We start from the raw sequence: 16,734 nt of genomic DNA on the forward strand, positions 1-16,734 counted from the left end.
TGGAGGTGATGGGGAATGGGGAGGAAGGTTGGAGATTTTCCACTGGAGGGATTACGTGAATACAAGCCTGAGTTGAAGAGCAGGCCAAAGGATTTTGATGAGTTCTGGTTCCGGCAAAAAGAAAGAATGAACGGTGTAAATCCTATCATCCATTCTTCACCACGGGCCTACCCGGCTCCTTCTGTGGAGGTGGTCGATCTCATCCTTGAAAGCTGGGATGGGACCCCGTTGAATGGCCTATTGGTGAAGCCTGCGGGAGTGGGGGAATGTCCGGTGATCGTCTGCTTTCATGGTTATACCGGTAGCCGCGGCCTGCCTTCTGATTATCTGAAATGGACAGCACTAGGGGTGGCTGTCTATTCCTTTGACGTACGAGGCCAGGGAACTTCTCCTGATTATGCGAAATACGGGAATGGAAGCAGGATTCCAGGATGGATGCTACATGGGATTCTTGATCATGAAACCTATTATTATACGAATGTGTACCGGGACATCCTTGTCCAACTCAAGTGGGTGAAATCTGCTGAAGCCATTATAATCCCGACAACATTGGGTGTGATGGGGTCTTCTCAGGGAGGAGGTCTTGCCCTGGTTGCGGCAGGTCTCGATGGAGATCTGGACTATGTGGTATCAGATTGGCCCTTCCTCACCCATTTTGACCGTGCGTTTGATATTGCCTTACAAGGACCTTATATGGAAATCGTGGATTATTTTAAATGGAATGACCCTCAATACGAATCAGAGGATAAAGTAAAGAACACTCTCGGCATGATCGACAGTCTTCATTTTTGTGAGAGCATCACGTGCCCTGTCCTGATGGGGGTGGGGATGGAAGATGCCGTTACGCCACCCTCCACTGTGTTCGCGGCCTTTAATCATTTGATTTCAATCGAGAAAGAGATAGAAGTATACCCTCAGTTCACCCACGAAATGAACTCATTTCATGATGAAAAAAAACTTGCGTTCATTTCGAAGCAATTATTAAAAGGAGGAGGAAGTTGATGAACATAAGTGTAAGCATGTACAGTCTGGCCTCTACGATTAAAAAGAAAAACTGGTCCATTCTTGATTTTATCGAATACGCGAAACGCATTTCCCTTGATGGAGTCGAGCTTCTCGATTTTTACTGGAGTAGCGGGGAGGATAAACGGGAGGAAATCGATCAGGTCCTTAAAGCCGTTAAGAAGAATGGATTAGTGGTGTCGGCCTATGATGTGACGAATAATTTTGTGAAAGATACAGAAGAAGAGCGGGCTGAGGAAGTGGCTAAGATCCTGGAAGGGATTGAAATGGCAAAAGCACTGGAGACGAAGATTGTGCGTGTATTCTGCGGAGATCTCCACGGCAACCTGACATATGAAGACGGTCAGAAGTGGATTGTGGAAGGGCTGAAGAAATGCGCCAAAAGGGCGGAAGAAGAGAAGGTTTTCCTTGCGATTGAAAACCACGGACTCTTGGCCGGGAAAAGCGAACAGGTAAAGGACATCATTGAAAAAGTGAATAGTCCCTATGTAGGTTCAACCTTCGATACAGGGAATTTCCTGCTCGTTCATGAAGAACCCCAGAAAGCTTTCGACCGGTTGAAGGGGGACATCGTTCACGTTCATTTCAAGGATTTCAGGGAAAAGAATTCCGGTGAAGAGCTGAAGGGGTTCCGCTCTACGAAAGGTGTGGAGCTGATCGGCACTGTACCAGGGGATGGGAAGGTCGATTTATCTTATATCGTACAGGGATTGAAATCAGAAAATTATAGAGGCTGGCTATCGATTGAATATGAGGGCTTCGATGATGCAGAATCAGCGAATGAAGAAGCCGTCAATCGTTTGAAAACGTTACTGAAATAGGAGGTTCTTATGGGGAATGTAGTGATTGGACGACTGGAAAAAATAGATGAATGGACGACAGAGACCTCTTTTACGAAATCATCGGAGATAAGTCCGGATGGAAATGAGACAATGTTCCTCCCAATAAAAGAATTTGATAAGGGCAGAATTGGTGGGAAAAATGTCCGTCTGTTTGTCCCTTCCGAATTGTCGGAGGGTTGTAAAGGCTTGAGCGATGTGTCTGTATATTTCGATCTTGAACTCTATCCTTTTTTTCAAAGAATAAAAGAAGAGATGAAGTCGGATGAAAAACCGCGTGGGGTTCTCCGGATGAGGAGGAAGATACTTGAAGAGGAATGCGATTCGGTCATGATTGGTGACTTATTCGTGCTTTCTGCTCTTGTGGGGGAACCATCCGAGGTCATGGTGAAAAGGTCCAGGGGTGAGGTCCGTCCCTCCCATGTGATCTTGACGGTGGATTTCGGTGGGGGGACGATGGGGCATTTGGAATATACGTTTGCCAGTGAGGGAGAGAGGATCGAGTTTGAGTGGAGCGGGATCAAGCGGATTGTCGAGTTTGATAGCGATGAAATGACTCCCCTTAGACCGGATGGGCTTACGACCCTGCCTCTTTCCTATAGTATGGATGCCATTCTTTCGGGTGCCCATCCTGCTGATGAAGACTTGCTTCAGTCTTTGAATAAGTACCGGAGTCTTCTGAACGGAGGTGGCTTGAGATGAAAATCGGGATGATGAGTTTTGCCCATATGCATGCCTACAGCTATGCGGATAGCGTCATGAAACTGCCTAATGTAGAGCTGTTCGGAATTTATGATGACAACGTGGAACGCGGTAAGAAAGCTGCCGAAATGTATAAGACCGATTATTTCGACAATCAAGATTCATTTTTGGCTGCTGAAATGGACGCGGTCATCATTTGCAGTGAAAACAACCGTCATAAAGAAATGGTCGTGAAGGCGGCCCGGGCTAAGAAGCATATTCTGTGTGAAAAACCGATTGCGACCACTGTCGAGGATGCGGAGGAAATGATATCGGTTTGTGAAGAGGAGGCTGTGTTGTTGCAGACGGCTTTTCCTGTTCGATTCAGCGCGCCGATCCTTCAGCTGAAGAACATGATCGATGATGGGGAGCTGGGGGACATCGTCGCTTTCCGTACCACCAACCGGGGGCAGAATCCCGGGGGCTGGTTTATCGATGAAGATCAATCGGGTGGCGGTGCGGTCCTTGATCATACTGTCCATATGGTGGACATCATGCGCTGGTACCTGGGAGAAGAAGTGAAAGAAGTACATGCGATTGTCGACTCCTATTTTCATTCCATTGATATTGACGACGCCGGGATCCTTACGATGGAGTTTGAGAACGGGGTCATCGCTTCCCATGATGCAAGCTGGTCGAGGTTCTCTGAATACCCGATGTGGGGGGATGTCACCATCGAAGTGATCGGCACCCAAAAGACGGTGAAGGCCGATGCGTTCAAAGAGCATTTCAGGCTGTTTGCAAGCGAACGTCGCTCATTGAGTCACGTCTTTTACGGAAACGATATGGATTATGGACTGATAAAAGACTTTGTCGACTGTGTGGAGAAGAAAAGGGAACCTTCCATCACAGGACGCGACGGTTTAAAAGCGTTGGAAGTGGCGCTGGCGGCCTATGAATCCAGTCGGTTAAAAAAGAGTGTAAACCTGTAGAGGGGTTGCCAGGGGGACGGGTCCCTTGGCAGCCTTTCTTTCATTTGGAGGGGAATATATGAAATATGTAAGAGGGGACATCGTCACAGGTGGAAAGCGGTTTGAGGATAAAGCAATCGGGATATCAAATGGAAAGATTGTGTCAGTCGGCGAAGGGGAGTCAGTTCCTGATGCACCCGTACATCGCGTAAAAGGCCTCATATGTCCAGGGTTTGTGGACATCCACATCCATGGCTTATGCGGATATGACTTTATGGATGGGGCCAGCGCGTTTGATGAAATAGCGGACAGATTGCCACGTTACGGCATCACCTCTTTTCTTGCCACATCCAGGACCTCTGAACCTTCTGAACTGATGGCTTTTCTTCATCATGCCCAAGAATTTAGAAGGAAGACTACAACCGGTGCCGGACTGCTTGGTGTTCATATCGAAGGCCCCTGGATTAGTCCGTTATATCCTGGGGCACAAAACAAATCTCTTATCAGAAAGCTCTCACAAGAAGATATAAGCAACATTATAGGTCCATTTTCAGACTTGATCTCGATTGTCACTTTAGCACCTGAAGAAGTCGGGGATGTCTCTCTATTCAAGGAGTTGGTTGAAAAAGGGATACGAATTTCGGCTGGCCACACACAAGCTTCCATGGAAGAAATCGGTGTCGCGATCAAGCATGGGTTGACTCAGGTCACCCATACCTTCAATGCCATGAGCCCTATTCACCACCGGACACCGGGGACGGCTGCAGCAGCGCTATTCTACGAAGAATTAGCGTGTGAAATCATAACCGATGGACTCCACGTGCATCCGAACATGATCGAGTTGTTATATAAGATAAAAGGCAAGGAGAACATGTTGCTTATATCAGACTGTACAGGCTATAACGATTTGGGTGATGGGGAGTATTCGTTTCGCGGGAAGGAATTGGTGAAAACGGGGGATGAAGTGACCTTGAAAAACGGGGCTTTAGCGGGAAGTGCGATAACGCTCGATAAGGGAATCAAATATGTTGTGGAGAACTGCGGGATACCGTTGGAAGACGCTGTATACATGGCTTCGGAAGGCCCGTTACATGCGATAGGGAAAGATATAAGCAAGGGGAGAATCAAAGTCGGATATGATGCGGATCTGGTTGTTTTAGAGGAGGATTTGTCTGTTGCGGCCACGTATTTAAATGGAGAAGTTGTGTATAAGGAAGAGTAAGCGATCATCCTGCCGCTTGCTCTTTTTTGTGGGCATTATTAACTATTTGCTGTCTTTTAATAGAGTAGAAGTGAAGGGTTACAGGATAACCATGGGGAGGAAGGGAAGTCAGTATGGATGATCATTCCATACGAGGAGGGAGAGAGAGATACGGGGCTTTAATTCAAATATGAAGGGAGAAACGTAATGAGTAAATCATACTTGCGTGTTTTTTCAGTATTGCTTACGTTGATTTTGTTTATTTCTTTATTACCCTCATCTGTTTATCAGAACACTGTATCCGCAGAAGCCGGATGGACAGAGCTTCCGGTTCAAAATGGAGATTTTGAAGCTGTGACGGAAACGGAAACAGGGATACCAGATTGGAGTTATTGGAGCGGCGGTTTGAAATCCGGACTGAAGATCACTGGTGATAAAGCGTATGAAGGTGATCAAAGTCTACGGATCGATAATTCGGGTGTGACAGGACTTTTTAGTCAAGGAGTCGATGTGACAGAAGGCAATCAATATAAACTGACCGCACAATTGTTTGTTGAAGAACTGACGAAAGGAAAGCCGGGGATCTGGCTTCGCTGGTATAATGCGGAAGGAACAAACATCGGGAACAGCCCCAAATACTTTGACGGACTTAAACTGAATGAATGGCAGAAGGTAACGGTTGAAGCAAACGCTCCAGCTGGTGCCGTCAGTGTGAAGGTCTTTCTTTATCAAGCAAGCACTGCCGTAACGAAAGGGTACTACGATGATATAAAAATATATGAAAAGTCCAATGAGCAGTTGGAACTGCCATTCGATTATGGAGAACCCATTAATCTGGGTCCGGCAGCTTTAGCGGCTAAAACGCAAGGTGCAGCCATCGGTGACGGTGAGGTGTACTATGCAACGAACGGATCACCTGCCACCTTCTATGCCAATGATGCCGTCACCGGTGAAAAAATCTTTTCACAATCACTGCCAGGCAGTGATGTCGTATGGGGGATGACAATCGGTTCGGACGGGAATGTGTACTTCGCTGGTACATACAATGGAATATTGTACAGGTACGTAGTGGATGAACAGCGCTTGGAGGAAGTGGGGAAAAGTCCATCTGACAATTGGATCTGGCAGCTTGATGCGACAAGTGACGGGAAGATTTACGGTGCAACCTATCCAAATGCCAAAGTATTTGAATATGATATCGCTTCGGATACATTGACGGACCTTGGAAGGTTCCATGAAGAACAGAATTATGCAAGGGGACTCGGAGTGACCGATGAAAATCTCTATGTTGGAATCGGTACAACGGCCTACTTGATGAAGATGAATCGGGAAACGGGTGAAAGAGAAGAAATACACCTGCCGATCTCCGGCACGAGCACGTCGGTATCGAATGTATGGGAATATGGAGACCGATTATTTGTAGCGTATGGGACGTCCATGCTAGTGCTGGATGTGGAAACGGAAGAAGTCGTCCATGAAATGAACTGGGAAGATGAACACGCATACGACGGCTTAATTTCACCGCCTTCCCCGGATGACCCCAGTTTGATTTATTTCAAGGATAAGAGAACGAACGAGTTATGGACGTATGATATGGATACGGATGAAACGCAGTCTGTAGAGCCTAAAGTTACCTTGCCGGCTTCTCCGGTGAAAGCGTACGAATGGACGACGAATGAAGATGGGGAACAGGTTCTGTCGATTCTGCACCATCAGATCGAATACTCCACCTATAACCCGGAGACGAAGGAAGCAAAGGTTCTGTATCCGGAGGTTGAGAAGCAGGGGCTTTCCATCCAAAGTCTTGAAATCGGACCGGATAAGAACGTGTATATGGGCGGATACCAAGGATCATTCGGAGTGTACGATACGTCGACTGAATCATACCTCTTACGTGAACGGAACCCCCATCAAATTGAAGGGATCGGGTTCATGAACGGAGATGTCTATATGGGCATATACGGAGGTGCCCAAATTTACAAGTATGATCCTGAACTTCCTTTTATCTATAAAGACGGAGGCAACGGAGATAACCCGGAGATGGTCTATGACATCGGGGATGATCAAAGCAGGCCGTTCACCTTTGAATCAGGGGACGACAAGTTATTCACGGGGACGATCTCCGACTACGGGAAGCTCGGCGGTGCCCTGACGATTTTCGATGAAAAAACAGGTGAGTGGAAAACGATTCGAAATATCATCGAAAATCAGAGCATCATTGGGCTCGCCTACAAGGATGGAATCCTATATGGAGGATCTACCACAGCGGGAGGACTCGGCATCGATGCGGTTGAGAAGGAAGCCAGAATGTTTGAGTATGAAGCAAGTACAGGTGATTACGAAGTATTTGATTTGGAATTAGAAGGAATTAAGACACCTGAAATGATCGGCGAACTATCCATCGGACCTGATGGGAATCTATGGGGAGCGGCTTATGGTGTCAACGAAGATGGTGTTGTAAACAGTGTCATCTTTGCCATGGATCCTGTTTCAAAAGAAATAGTGAAGAAGAAGGAGTTCTATACAGGTGTCCTTCGGGGCAGCCAGTGGCGTCCATTCTACTTGAGATGGGATGATCAAGGCATGCTTTATACCACGGTAGCAAGAAAGCTGACTGTCATCGACCCTGAAACGATGATGAGCAAGCAGCTTATCGGAGACACCGTGAATTTAATGGATATTGATAATGAAGGAAATATTTATTATGCAGCAGGTGCGGATTTGATGAAGCTGCCGGTTCCAGTGGAAAAAGCGGAACTATCGGCTGCGAAAAACACTCTTCTTCAAGGAGACACGCTGAATCTGGATTTGGCCGTTACGCTTGCGAATGGGAAGGAAGTTGACTTGGCAGGTGCTGAAGTGAAATGGGAGAATACGGAACCTGACGTATTAGAGGTGAAAAATGGAGAAGTCACGGCCCTTAATGCAGGTACGGCAGAAGTGAGAGCCACAGTCACATACAATGGGGAAACGGCCACATCCAACCCTCTGGAGATAACCGTCGATGTATCAGCCGGGACGCTGATCACACAAATAGAAGAAATGGAAGACAGCGGTGAGCTTGATCATGCCACGGTGAAGCAGCTTGTGAACCGGTTGAAGCAGGCTCAGCATCAGTATGAAAAAGGCCATACAAGACAAGCCCTGAAGCATTTAGATGACTTCTCCAAACATTTGGAGAAGAGTGATGCAGAGGAAGAGATCAAAACTCTCTTGAACCAAAACGTCCAAACCATAAAAGATGCATATTCATCAGTAGAATAAGAGAGAGCATAATAGAATCAAAGGTCCGTCCCTCAGTGCTTTAAAGCGCCGAGGGACGGACCTTTACATCTTGAAATATGATTTTTTCTTACAAAACCATGCAGCATTCCATGGATTTCAACAAAATCTCTCAATGTTTTTTACATGTTTCCCAAAGGTGAATCCAGAATGGTTACAGAAGTAGTAGTGTAACGATTCATAAAGGAAGCCAAGGATAGGGAGGTTGACTTCTTTTAATGAAAATCCATCGATTTGGGTGTTGAATGTATGATGATTAATAAGAAGAAACGGATGTTATATGCAAGCTATTTTTTATTTATTACCGGCTTTGTGGCCATGACCCTGGTAGCCTATTTCTTCATCCAATCTATCAGGGAATCATTCTATCAGAATCGATTTGAAGATCAGTATGAATCTATTTCATTAGAAGAAGACGGTGATGTGTATCCGGTGCAGGTGTTTCATGGAGTAAAGGTGAGTACCTTCCTGGAAGAAGAGGACTCAGGTAAGAAGAGCGGGACCATCCTCTTTGAAGTGAAGGATGAACCGGAAGCAGAGTTGAAAGGGTTTAAGGTCCAATCCGATCCTCAAGGGATGAGTGCATATAAGGAGGCCATCCAATACAAAGTGGTGGAAGAGAAGGAAACAAAAAAGGAGTCATTCATCATTGCCATGCGCCTGACTCCTGAGGCGGGGAATTTAAAAGGAAAGCCTGTCAAATACCGCACGTATCGTGTGAACGAAAATGGAGTGATTAAGAAAAGGACCTTTACGCTTGATACAAAGTCCAAACTGGACACCCAATGGATCAGGAGGCTTTCTGGAGAAAAGCATGGATATTATACGGATCTGCCGTATCAGAAGGGTGGAACACTTTCTTTAATCGCCCTTACTTTAATGGGTTGTCTTTTTATCATTGGTGCTATGTGGCTCCGACGGAGAGTCCTTCCGATTGAAAGGGATCAAGCTGCGTGAACTTGGGGAAAGGGGTCGCGGATGTAATCCCAATCCAAAATAGATGCTGAAGTCCAACCCGCCGGATGTGGTATTTACGACAGCGAATGTGGCGGAGGGGGACACGGTTCCCCAAGGGTATCTTCATCAATGGGAAAAACTCGACGGCATCACCCATATCTTTGCCGTCCGTGACAACCCGGCGATGGAAGGCGATCCGCCTCAATGTGTGGAAGAAAGAGGCATAGAGGATTGTTCGGTTCCGAGGGATCGAGTCTTGTCAGAAGCTGTACCCTGGGATAATACAGACGGAATACCCGGTAATGTCACATTTGCCGATCTGTCGGAGTATTTTTGTCAGGACGGCACCTGCCCGCCTGTCGTGGGGAATGTATTGGTGTATCGTGATTATCATCATATCTCGACACTGTATTCGAGGACGATGGCAGGAGCGGTGGAGAAGGAATTGAGAAGAGCCGGTTTGTTCAAATAGAGTGGTGAATAGTGAGATACGGAAGAAACGCCCTGTGAAACATCTCAGGGCGTTTTATTGTTGTTCTTTTATTGGAAAAGCAGTGTGAAAAGAAATTATAAAAGTTCAATTGTTTCAGCCCTCATAAGTGACATAATGGGTAATGGTGATTCCGGTAGGGGGCGGATAACTAGCTTTATTTGTTCATAGTGCAGTAGTTTGTAAGCAGAAGAACCGTCCCCTTGCTTCTCCCCGATTACAACTGAAATTATTGGGGTAATTATACAATTATGGAATTACATGAAAGGTAGTGGAGGGGCGGCTATGTTCTTTAGCGTCAAGGAAATGAATTTGATAAAGAAATGATAATTAGTGAGAGTGAAAACGATCGTCATGCTAGCTTGTATCCTTCTATTGGGTGGTTGTATGGGAACAAAAGAAAAAGAAATGGATCATAATGAATCAAAAGATCAATTTATAAGTATCCAGGAATATAAAGGTGAAGAATTTGCGTTGAATAATGGAATGGAGACGGATAAAGTCGCCGAGTCCCATCGTGAAGAAGTGGTGAAAGCGGTGGAGACATTTTTTCTGGATGAATATCACACTCCGGTGAAGGTCCATAATCTCGTCGGGAATGAAGACGGGGTAACGATCTATGTCGAGTCAGTGGGAATTCCTTTCATCCATACTTATGCTGTCGTTCCTATTGATGTTGAAAACAATACTGTTCTTGCGGATCAGGTGTTTTCATTGGAAGGCGAAGTAGAGAACGCGATTACTTCAGGTGTTTATGGATGTGTGTTTGAAGATGAATTTGCCCGTTTGAATGATTTATTGAAAGAGATTACAAAAAAACAAGCCTTAAGCGGAAAAACTCCAGAAGCAATAAACAATACTAAATCGTTTGGATATGGGAACGAATATTATTTTGTTTCAGTATTTGATATGGAACTGTCGGACCGCATTGTAGAAATGTACCTGCAGAATACGCAATACAGTAAAGAAGATTGGGTGAGAGCATTCAAATAGAAGAAACAAATCCTGAATCCATCAATATCACGATCCAACTTTACAAAAAAGAGAAAGATACCTTCCCCACTCAAGAAGAGCTTGAATCAGTGGTGAAAATGATTGAGGAAGAGGGTGGCTTACCCTACGGTGCCTACAATATCCTTCTACATGACAATTACGTCGATCGTTATAGAGGAATGAGTAATGAAGAACATTCAGTTGAAAAGGTGGATCCTAATTATATTATTAAAGATACATATTAAAGAAAGTAGATTGAGGATGAGAGAAGTTGATTCGTACAATACAAGGTTTGATATGTAGCGCCGGGCTTTCATTTCTTCTTATCGGGTGCATGGATTCTGATAAAAAGGTAGATTCGGAGAGGGAAGTTCATAATCAATTTGAGAGCGTTCAGGACTACACGGGAGAAGGATATACTTTGAAAAATGGGAAAGAGACAGACAAGATTGCTGAAGAGCATCGGAAAGAAGTAGAGAGTGCGGTGAAGGATTTCTTTCTGAAAGAATATAAGACAGATGTCAAGGTACATAATGCAGTGGGTAATGAGGCAGGAGCTACCGTATTTGTTGAATCAACAGATCCTCTCCACTTTTACACATATGCAGTTGTTAAATTGAGGGATGCTTACAATGAAGAAGCGTTTAATCCATCCGATTTTGAAGTGGTCATTAATCTGTTTATGAGTGATCCAGGTGCAGATCCGGATGAGAAGGTATTCCATAGAGTAGTACACGATATTGAAACGATGGATGATATACCAAAGGGCACATACAGTATTTTCGTCAATGACAATTCCGTCCTCAAACAATCGTTTGAAGGGATAAAAGAGAATTCCCTTGAAAGGACGACTCCGGATGAGATTGTGAAGGAGTAGTTGCAGCAACCGTGAGGGATGGTAGTGGCCCCCTGATATATGGAAGGAATGAAAAACGCATGGAGACTAAATATAAGAAGAATATGTGTGAAATGATCGGATTATCCCTATTGCTGGGAGGTTGTTTACATAAAGAGGGAGAGGTGAATGGTCCGTATAAGGACACTTTTGTAAGAGTGCAAGAGTACGTGGGGGATGGATATGTGCTCAGAGGTGGAGAAGAAGCGGACAAAATAGCTGAAGAAAAAAGCGAAGAAGTAAAAGAAGAAGTGAAGGACTTTTTTATGGAAACCTATAAAGCGGATGTCAAGGTCCATACCATAGTGGGGAATGTGAATGGTGCGACAGTATTTGTAGAATCGACAGGACCCGTCCATTTTTACAGTAGTGCCATTGTGTCGATGGACTTAAGTGAAAAAAGGGTAAGGGATGTTTCATCTCTGGACGGAGAGGTTGAAGGGAACATTCAAGGAGGGCTGTACAGACTATTATTTAAGAAGGAGTTTCAGGAATTGGATCGATATCTGAGTGAAATTGTTTCCGGGAACCCAGTGGTCGGGAAAACGGAAAAGTCCCTTCAAAATGTCGGGGGATCAGGCTATATGACCCCATACTATTATCTATCCGTCCCTCCTGATGATGAAGCGATCCTGCCGGTATATGAAGCATATCTACAAGACCCGGACACACCGGTGAGTGAACTGAAACCGCTATTCTCAAAAGAGGACTTTTTAGCAGAGGATTATATGATTACGATTCAATTATATATGGAAAAGGATCAGGCAAAACCTGATAAAAAATTATTTAATCAAATACAAAAAGACCTAAAGGCCATGGACGCGATACCGAAAGGAAATTATAACCTCTTCATCAATGACAATTTAATCAATGAAAAGGTGGATGATGGGGTGAAAGAGAACTCCCTGGAATTATCGTTTCCGGATTCCATCGTGAAGGAATAGGTGTAATGGATAGGAGGGTGAAACTTCATGGTTCGGCAAAATAAAAGGATTAAGTATCTATTAGGAATTTCCTTGTTACTGGGAGGCTGTATGAATCATAGCAGCACACCAAAAGAAGTGGAAGATCAATACGAACGGGTGCAGGATTATAAAGGGGAAGGGTATCGACTGACAAATGGAGCAGCAAACGATAAAGTTGCAGAAGCAAACCGTGAAGAAGTAGAGAAAGCTGTCAAAGCATTTTTTATGAAGAACTATGAAACTCGGGTGAAGATTCATAATCTCGTAGGAAATAAGGATGGAGTGACGGTGTTTGTTGAATCGACGGGACCTGTCCATTTTTATACCTATGCCATCGTCCCCTTTCATCAGGAATCAGATCGTATTTCCGTTGGGGTAGTGAGGACACAGGAAGGGGAAATGGAAAGGGGCATTCGGGAAGGATTATACAGGTTGATATTCGAGGAAGAATTTAAGAAGCTGGATTCGTATCTTGAGAAAGTGGTTTCGGAGGAAAAGTTTGTCGGCAGAACCGTCGAATCCCTTCAAAATGTGGGAGGATCAGGCTATATGACGCCCTATTATTCTCTGTCATCATTAAACAGCGATGAAGCCATCAAGCCTGTGTATGACTTGTATATGAGGGATCATCAAACGAGTATCGAAACATTGAAGCAAGCGTATGATGGGAACTTATTTGAAGCGGATAACCTTAGGATTAATATCATGCTTTTTATGGAGAAAGAGGACGTCCAGCCGAGTAAAGAGGTTATGGAACGGGTTGCAAGGGATATAAAGGAAAGTAACGATTTCCCTAAAGGGACATACAGGGTAGCGATAAATGACAACGGTGTACATAAAGAATCGTTTGAAGGCTTTAAAGATAATTCAATCGAAAAGGAAGTGATTAGGGGAGAATAGGGATTCTTACCCCGTTCATACCTTACAAAAATTTCTAGAATAACAGGTTATCCTTTGAATAATTGGGGTAATTATACAAATGTATAAGTCTGAAGACTCACGACAATTCCAGCAAAATAAATAGGTTAAAAGAAATGTAGAAGAGAATCGTCACCGCTACTTTTTTCCTGTTTTTCCTGATTGATCTAAGGAATTCCCGATTGAACTGTTAATACTTTACAGACTTTTATACAATATAAAGGTAATTCTTTAAAATGAACCCATCCAATTAGGAGGATCAGACATTCATGAACAGAAAAAATAAGTGGATTATATATGGAATCGGACTTTCATTATTACTTGGAGGATGTATGAATATGGATAATGCGAATGGTAATGGTTTGGATGAGAAGAAGAATACGCAGGATGAAGTGAAGGATCAATATGCAAGGGTACAGGATTATAAAGGTGAAGGCTACACATTAAAAGATGGTAAGGAAAACGACAAAATCGCAGAAGAACATCGAGAAGAGGTTGAGAAGGCAGTAAAAGATTTTTTTCTGAATAAATATAGTACAGATATCGAAGTTCATAATATTGTTGGTAATGTGGATGGGGCTACAGTGTTTGTAGAGTCAACTGGCCCGCTTTCTTTCTATACTTATGCTATTGTCCCGATTAATTCGAGTGATCAGACAATCCAATCTGATGAGGTTTGGTCCCAAGAAGGTCAAGTAGAAAGTGCAATAACAGATGGCTTATATAAACAATTGTACAAAAATGAATTTAGCAAATTAGACAGTTACATTGAGAAGATTGTAACTGAAGGAGAAGTTGTTGGTAGGACAAAAGAATCCCTTGAAAATGTAGCAGGGGATGGTTATATGACTCCTTACTATTTCATTTCAACGTCACCAATTAAAGATGAGGCTATTAAACCTGTATATGAACTATATATAAAAAATCCTGATGCGAGTATTGATGAATTACAGGCAGCGTTTAAAAAAGAAGCATTTGACCCGAAAAATTTAAGAATATCCATAATGCTTTTCATGAAAGAAGAAGGTATGGAACCAAGTGAAAAGGTTTTTAATCAAATCATCAAAGATATAAAGGACTCAAATGATTTTCCAAGGGGGGCATATAGTGTCTTCGTAAATGATAATAGAATACACAAGGATTCATTTGAGGGTGTTAAAGATAATTCCCTTGAACGAGCTTACCCCGATGAAATCATAAAAGAATAAGGTGGTTTAATAAATGACCAGTCAACAAATTACTAGGGATAAAACAAAGTCTATCGTCTATAGTGATGATAAAAACTTAGTACAATTAGCAGGTCAAGAAGCTTACAAAAAACCTAAGAGAGATACTGAATTGTATGTAAATGATGTTGAGTTTATAGTGGTGGATACCCACTATGGTGACCCAACTGGCCTTGATTCCCTAACAGTAGTAAATACAGATACAGATGAAGTATCAATTGTTTACGTAGGCACAGACGCAGCGGCTGAAAATGGAAAACAAGATCTCCTAACCGACGCTCAACTACTAAGTGACCTTACACTTCCCCAATTGGAGGCAGCTCAGGAGTACTATAATAAGATGAACAAAAAATATGAATCTTTGGGAGGTGTGAAATCCGTTACGGGGAATTCATTAGGTGGACCTTTGGCCAATTCAGTGGCCATTGTACATCCTGAAGTAAAATCCGTTACGCTTAACGCTGCACTTCTTCCAAAAGGTATGGCAGATCCAAACAAAAGCTACGACAACATCACCAACTACTTCACCAACTATGATGTCCTGACCGGCACGCTCATTGCCCTGAATCTGGATTCACGCATTCCTGGCAAAAGGTATGATATTTCAACGGGTATACCAGAAATCGGTGAGGGATTTAACATCCTAAAAAATAACCACACTGGATATAATGAAGGAGGAAAGTATGAAATTGGTCAGCCGGATTCACCAGGGCATGGCTATATCTACGACGAAGCCGATGCCCACATCATGACAAGCATCTGGACAGGCGAACCCCTTTATGGCGGACACTCAGATAGAATCGAAATCAATCGTGACAACCTCAATCTGTTGGCTGAAGCCATGGGAGGGGATGTGTTGACAAGGTTAAGACAAGCTCAGGAATACTTAACTCACTCAGAAGAGATAGCCCAGCATGAAGGTGATCGGTATTCAGAGCGATTGAGCCGCCTTCAGATGATCTTTGAAGATTCATTTGAAACCCTGATTGGTAACCCTTTATTCATCGGCATCACGACAACCAGTCACCGGTTGACCTCAGAAATCGATTACCTTATTTCCCTTGTTAATATGGCCGAAAATGCGAGCCGATCACTCAATGGAGTGTTAAATTCCCCGCCTGTCGAATTGGTGGAACACTTATTCAATAGAAGCATCAGTGTAGAAAGCATTTTCGGGCAGGCACGGAGTCAGCTGCTCGAGTTCAAAGGGGAGATTACAAATCTTACCGGTTTCCTTCAGAACATCCTTCATAAAGAAATCCCGGAGCTTTTCAGCGGTGGGAAAGAGACGCTTGAGGATCTTCTTGTAAACGACATGCTCGCACACTATAAAATTATCGACTATAATACTGCGAAGCTTAATAGTAATATTGCAGAGTTTCAAGATCAGGTTGAAAAATTGGGAACGAACTTTGGTGAGCGGGATGCCTCCTTAAGTGTCAGCATATCATCTGGGGCAACCGTTCAACATACTGTTGTGATGCCGAAGAAAAACGAGTATGTACTGGAAGCGTCTGATCATATGCTTATTGGAATGAAGGTGAAAGAAGTCATATTAGAAGGGTCCTTTGAAGGTTTTAAGGGTGTTTCCCATCGATTGCTGCTTCCGCTACTGGGTGGTTTGACCGGACTTGCGTTCGCCATTGAGAATACCCTTGAAGTGATTTCGGCTCAAATCAAAGGCGCCATGAACATCGCGTTAAGCGGCACGGTGCCTGGAAAAATCATCAGTATCTTCTCTGACTTCGATGACAAAATCCGCTCATACGTATCTTCCGCATTGGAGCCAATCGATGAACTGGCTGGAACCATTGAAGGTCTCAGGGATGGATTAACCAGATTGACCATCGGATTCCCTGCTTTACTGGAGAGCTTCAAGCCCTATATCGACGCTGCCATCTTTGACTCAACGGACTACGCCAATATCCACCTTTACAACGTATCGGCCATGGCCATCCATGAAGAGATGGAACTGCTCTTTGACGATATCGTCTACCAGCTTAGCCATCATAAAGGAAAATCCGTTCAAGCTCTGTGCGAAATTTCAAAGAGACTGAAAGACAACATGATCCTACTGCGTGAACAAGTGGATCGTGTCACATTATAGGGACAGGTGCTTACTTGTTCCTATTTTTTTTGAGAAAATAAGGTGAAGAACAATTTTTGAATATATTGACACCATTAAACAATTACAGTAATATAAAAATAGAACACACGTTCCTATATGCGCTTTTTTTTTCCGCTCCTTCGATGAAATCTACTTTATGTATCCTTTTTTAGTCGCGTGATCCAT

Annotated in this window: 15 protein-coding genes; all 15 read left to right on the forward strand. The window is 43.7% G+C overall.

Annotation, left to right across the window (positions count from 1 at the left end):
• The first annotated feature begins 15 nt into the window (after positions 1 to 15).
• The 15 genes from ACSQ2E_RS02070 (at position 16) to ACSQ2E_RS02140 (ending at position 16,548) form a co-directional block, all read left to right on the forward strand.
• Positions 16 to 1,002: an acetylxylan esterase gene (locus ACSQ2E_RS02070; protein ID WP_435989141.1), complete on the forward strand. Its 987-nt coding sequence runs from the start codon at positions 16 to 18 to the stop codon at positions 1,000 to 1,002.
• Positions 1,002 to 1,844: a sugar phosphate isomerase/epimerase family protein gene (locus ACSQ2E_RS02075; RefSeq protein ID WP_435989142.1), complete on the forward strand. Its 843-nt coding sequence runs from the start codon at positions 1,002 to 1,004 to the stop codon at positions 1,842 to 1,844. Before ACSQ2E_RS02070 ends, ACSQ2E_RS02075 begins: the two co-directional genes overlap by 1 nt.
• A gap of 9 nt (positions 1,845 to 1,853) precedes the next feature.
• Positions 1,854 to 2,564 (forward strand): hypothetical protein, encoded by a 711-nt coding sequence (locus ACSQ2E_RS02080; RefSeq protein WP_435989143.1) that lies wholly within the window; start codon positions 1,854 to 1,856, stop codon positions 2,562 to 2,564.
• The gene (locus ACSQ2E_RS02085) at positions 2,561 to 3,535 is read left to right on the forward strand and encodes a Gfo/Idh/MocA family protein (RefSeq protein ID WP_435989144.1); all 975 of its coding nucleotides are present in this window, start codon (positions 2,561 to 2,563) and stop codon (positions 3,533 to 3,535) included. The genes ACSQ2E_RS02080 and ACSQ2E_RS02085 overlap by 4 nt, the downstream gene beginning before the upstream one ends.
• Positions 3,536 to 3,593: 58 nt before the next feature.
• Entirely contained in the window at positions 3,594 to 4,736 is a 1,143-nt protein-coding gene (nagA, locus tag ACSQ2E_RS02090) for an N-acetylglucosamine-6-phosphate deacetylase (RefSeq protein ID WP_435989145.1), read from the forward strand.
• 186 nt (positions 4,737 to 4,922) lie between these two features.
• A complete protein-coding gene (locus ACSQ2E_RS02095; protein ID WP_435989146.1) occupies positions 4,923 to 7,979 on the forward strand; it encodes an FIMAH domain-containing protein in 3,057 nt (1,018 codons plus the stop codon).
• 267 nt (positions 7,980 to 8,246) lie between these two features.
• The gene (locus ACSQ2E_RS02100) at positions 8,247 to 8,954 is read left to right on the forward strand and encodes a hypothetical protein (protein WP_435989147.1); all 708 of its coding nucleotides are present in this window, start codon (positions 8,247 to 8,249) and stop codon (positions 8,952 to 8,954) included.
• A gap of 67 nt (positions 8,955 to 9,021) precedes the next feature.
• Positions 9,022 to 9,426 (forward strand): SGNH hydrolase domain-containing protein, encoded by a 405-nt coding sequence (locus ACSQ2E_RS02105; protein ID WP_435989148.1) that lies wholly within the window; start codon positions 9,022 to 9,024, stop codon positions 9,424 to 9,426.
• Between the two features lie 405 nt (positions 9,427 to 9,831).
• A complete protein-coding gene (locus ACSQ2E_RS02110; RefSeq protein WP_435989149.1) occupies positions 9,832 to 10,437 on the forward strand; it encodes a DUF1672 family protein in 606 nt (201 codons plus the stop codon).
• A complete protein-coding gene (locus tag ACSQ2E_RS02115) occupies positions 10,416 to 10,682 on the forward strand; it encodes a hypothetical protein (protein WP_435989150.1) in 267 nt (88 codons plus the stop codon). The genes ACSQ2E_RS02110 and ACSQ2E_RS02115 overlap by 22 nt, the downstream gene beginning before the upstream one ends.
• Before the next feature lie 26 nt (positions 10,683 to 10,708).
• Positions 10,709 to 11,314: a DUF1672 family protein gene (locus tag ACSQ2E_RS02120; protein WP_435989151.1), complete on the forward strand. Its 606-nt coding sequence runs from the start codon at positions 10,709 to 10,711 to the stop codon at positions 11,312 to 11,314.
• Positions 11,315 to 11,373: 59 nt separating this feature from the next.
• Entirely contained in the window at positions 11,374 to 12,276 is a 903-nt protein-coding gene (locus ACSQ2E_RS02125) for a DUF1672 family protein (RefSeq protein ID WP_435989152.1), read from the forward strand.
• A 90-nt stretch (positions 12,277 to 12,366) separates the two neighbouring features.
• Positions 12,367 to 13,197: a DUF1672 family protein gene (locus tag ACSQ2E_RS02130; protein ID WP_435989153.1), complete on the forward strand. Its 831-nt coding sequence runs from the start codon at positions 12,367 to 12,369 to the stop codon at positions 13,195 to 13,197.
• A gap of 287 nt (positions 13,198 to 13,484) precedes the next feature.
• The gene (locus ACSQ2E_RS02135) at positions 13,485 to 14,423 is read left to right on the forward strand and encodes a DUF1672 family protein (protein ID WP_435989154.1); all 939 of its coding nucleotides are present in this window, start codon (positions 13,485 to 13,487) and stop codon (positions 14,421 to 14,423) included.
• Between the two features lie 13 nt (positions 14,424 to 14,436).
• Positions 14,437 to 16,548, forward strand: a complete 2,112-nt coding sequence (locus tag ACSQ2E_RS02140) for an SA1320 family protein (protein WP_435989155.1) — start codon at positions 14,437 to 14,439, stop codon at positions 16,546 to 16,548.
• The last annotated feature ends 186 nt before the right edge of the window (positions 16,549 to 16,734 follow it).

The sequence above is a fragment of the Rossellomorea sp. LjRoot5 genome, from assembly GCF_964253455.1.
Taxonomy (GTDB): Bacteria; Bacillota; Bacilli; order Bacillales; family Bacillaceae_B; genus Rossellomorea.

Excerpts from the sequence above, each read along its gene's own strand:
- ACSQ2E_RS02070 (WP_435989141.1), top strand. The coding sequence starts at position 16 with ATGGGGAGGAAGGTTGGAGATTTTCCACTGGAGGGATTACGTGAATAC.
- ACSQ2E_RS02075 (WP_435989142.1), top strand. The coding sequence starts at position 1,002 with ATGAACATAAGTGTAAGCATGTACAGTCTGGCCTCTACGATTAAAAAG.
- ACSQ2E_RS02080 (WP_435989143.1), top strand. The coding sequence starts at position 1,854 with ATGGGGAATGTAGTGATTGGACGACTGGAAAAAATAGATGAATGGACG.
- ACSQ2E_RS02085 (WP_435989144.1), top strand. The coding sequence starts at position 2,561 with ATGAAAATCGGGATGATGAGTTTTGCCCATATGCATGCCTACAGCTAT.
- nagA (WP_435989145.1), top strand. The coding sequence starts at position 3,594 with ATGAAATATGTAAGAGGGGACATCGTCACAGGTGGAAAGCGGTTTGAG.
- ACSQ2E_RS02095 (WP_435989146.1), top strand. The coding sequence starts at position 4,923 with ATGAGTAAATCATACTTGCGTGTTTTTTCAGTATTGCTTACGTTGATT.
- ACSQ2E_RS02100 (WP_435989147.1), top strand. The coding sequence starts at position 8,247 with ATGATGATTAATAAGAAGAAACGGATGTTATATGCAAGCTATTTTTTA.
- ACSQ2E_RS02110 (WP_435989149.1), top strand. The coding sequence starts at position 9,832 with ATGGGAACAAAAGAAAAAGAAATGGATCATAATGAATCAAAAGATCAA.
- ACSQ2E_RS02125 (WP_435989152.1), top strand. The coding sequence starts at position 11,374 with ATGGAGACTAAATATAAGAAGAATATGTGTGAAATGATCGGATTATCC.
- ACSQ2E_RS02130 (WP_435989153.1), top strand. The coding sequence starts at position 12,367 with ATGAATCATAGCAGCACACCAAAAGAAGTGGAAGATCAATACGAACGG.
- ACSQ2E_RS02135 (WP_435989154.1), top strand. The coding sequence starts at position 13,485 with ATGAACAGAAAAAATAAGTGGATTATATATGGAATCGGACTTTCATTA.
- ACSQ2E_RS02140 (WP_435989155.1), top strand. The coding sequence starts at position 14,437 with ATGACCAGTCAACAAATTACTAGGGATAAAACAAAGTCTATCGTCTAT.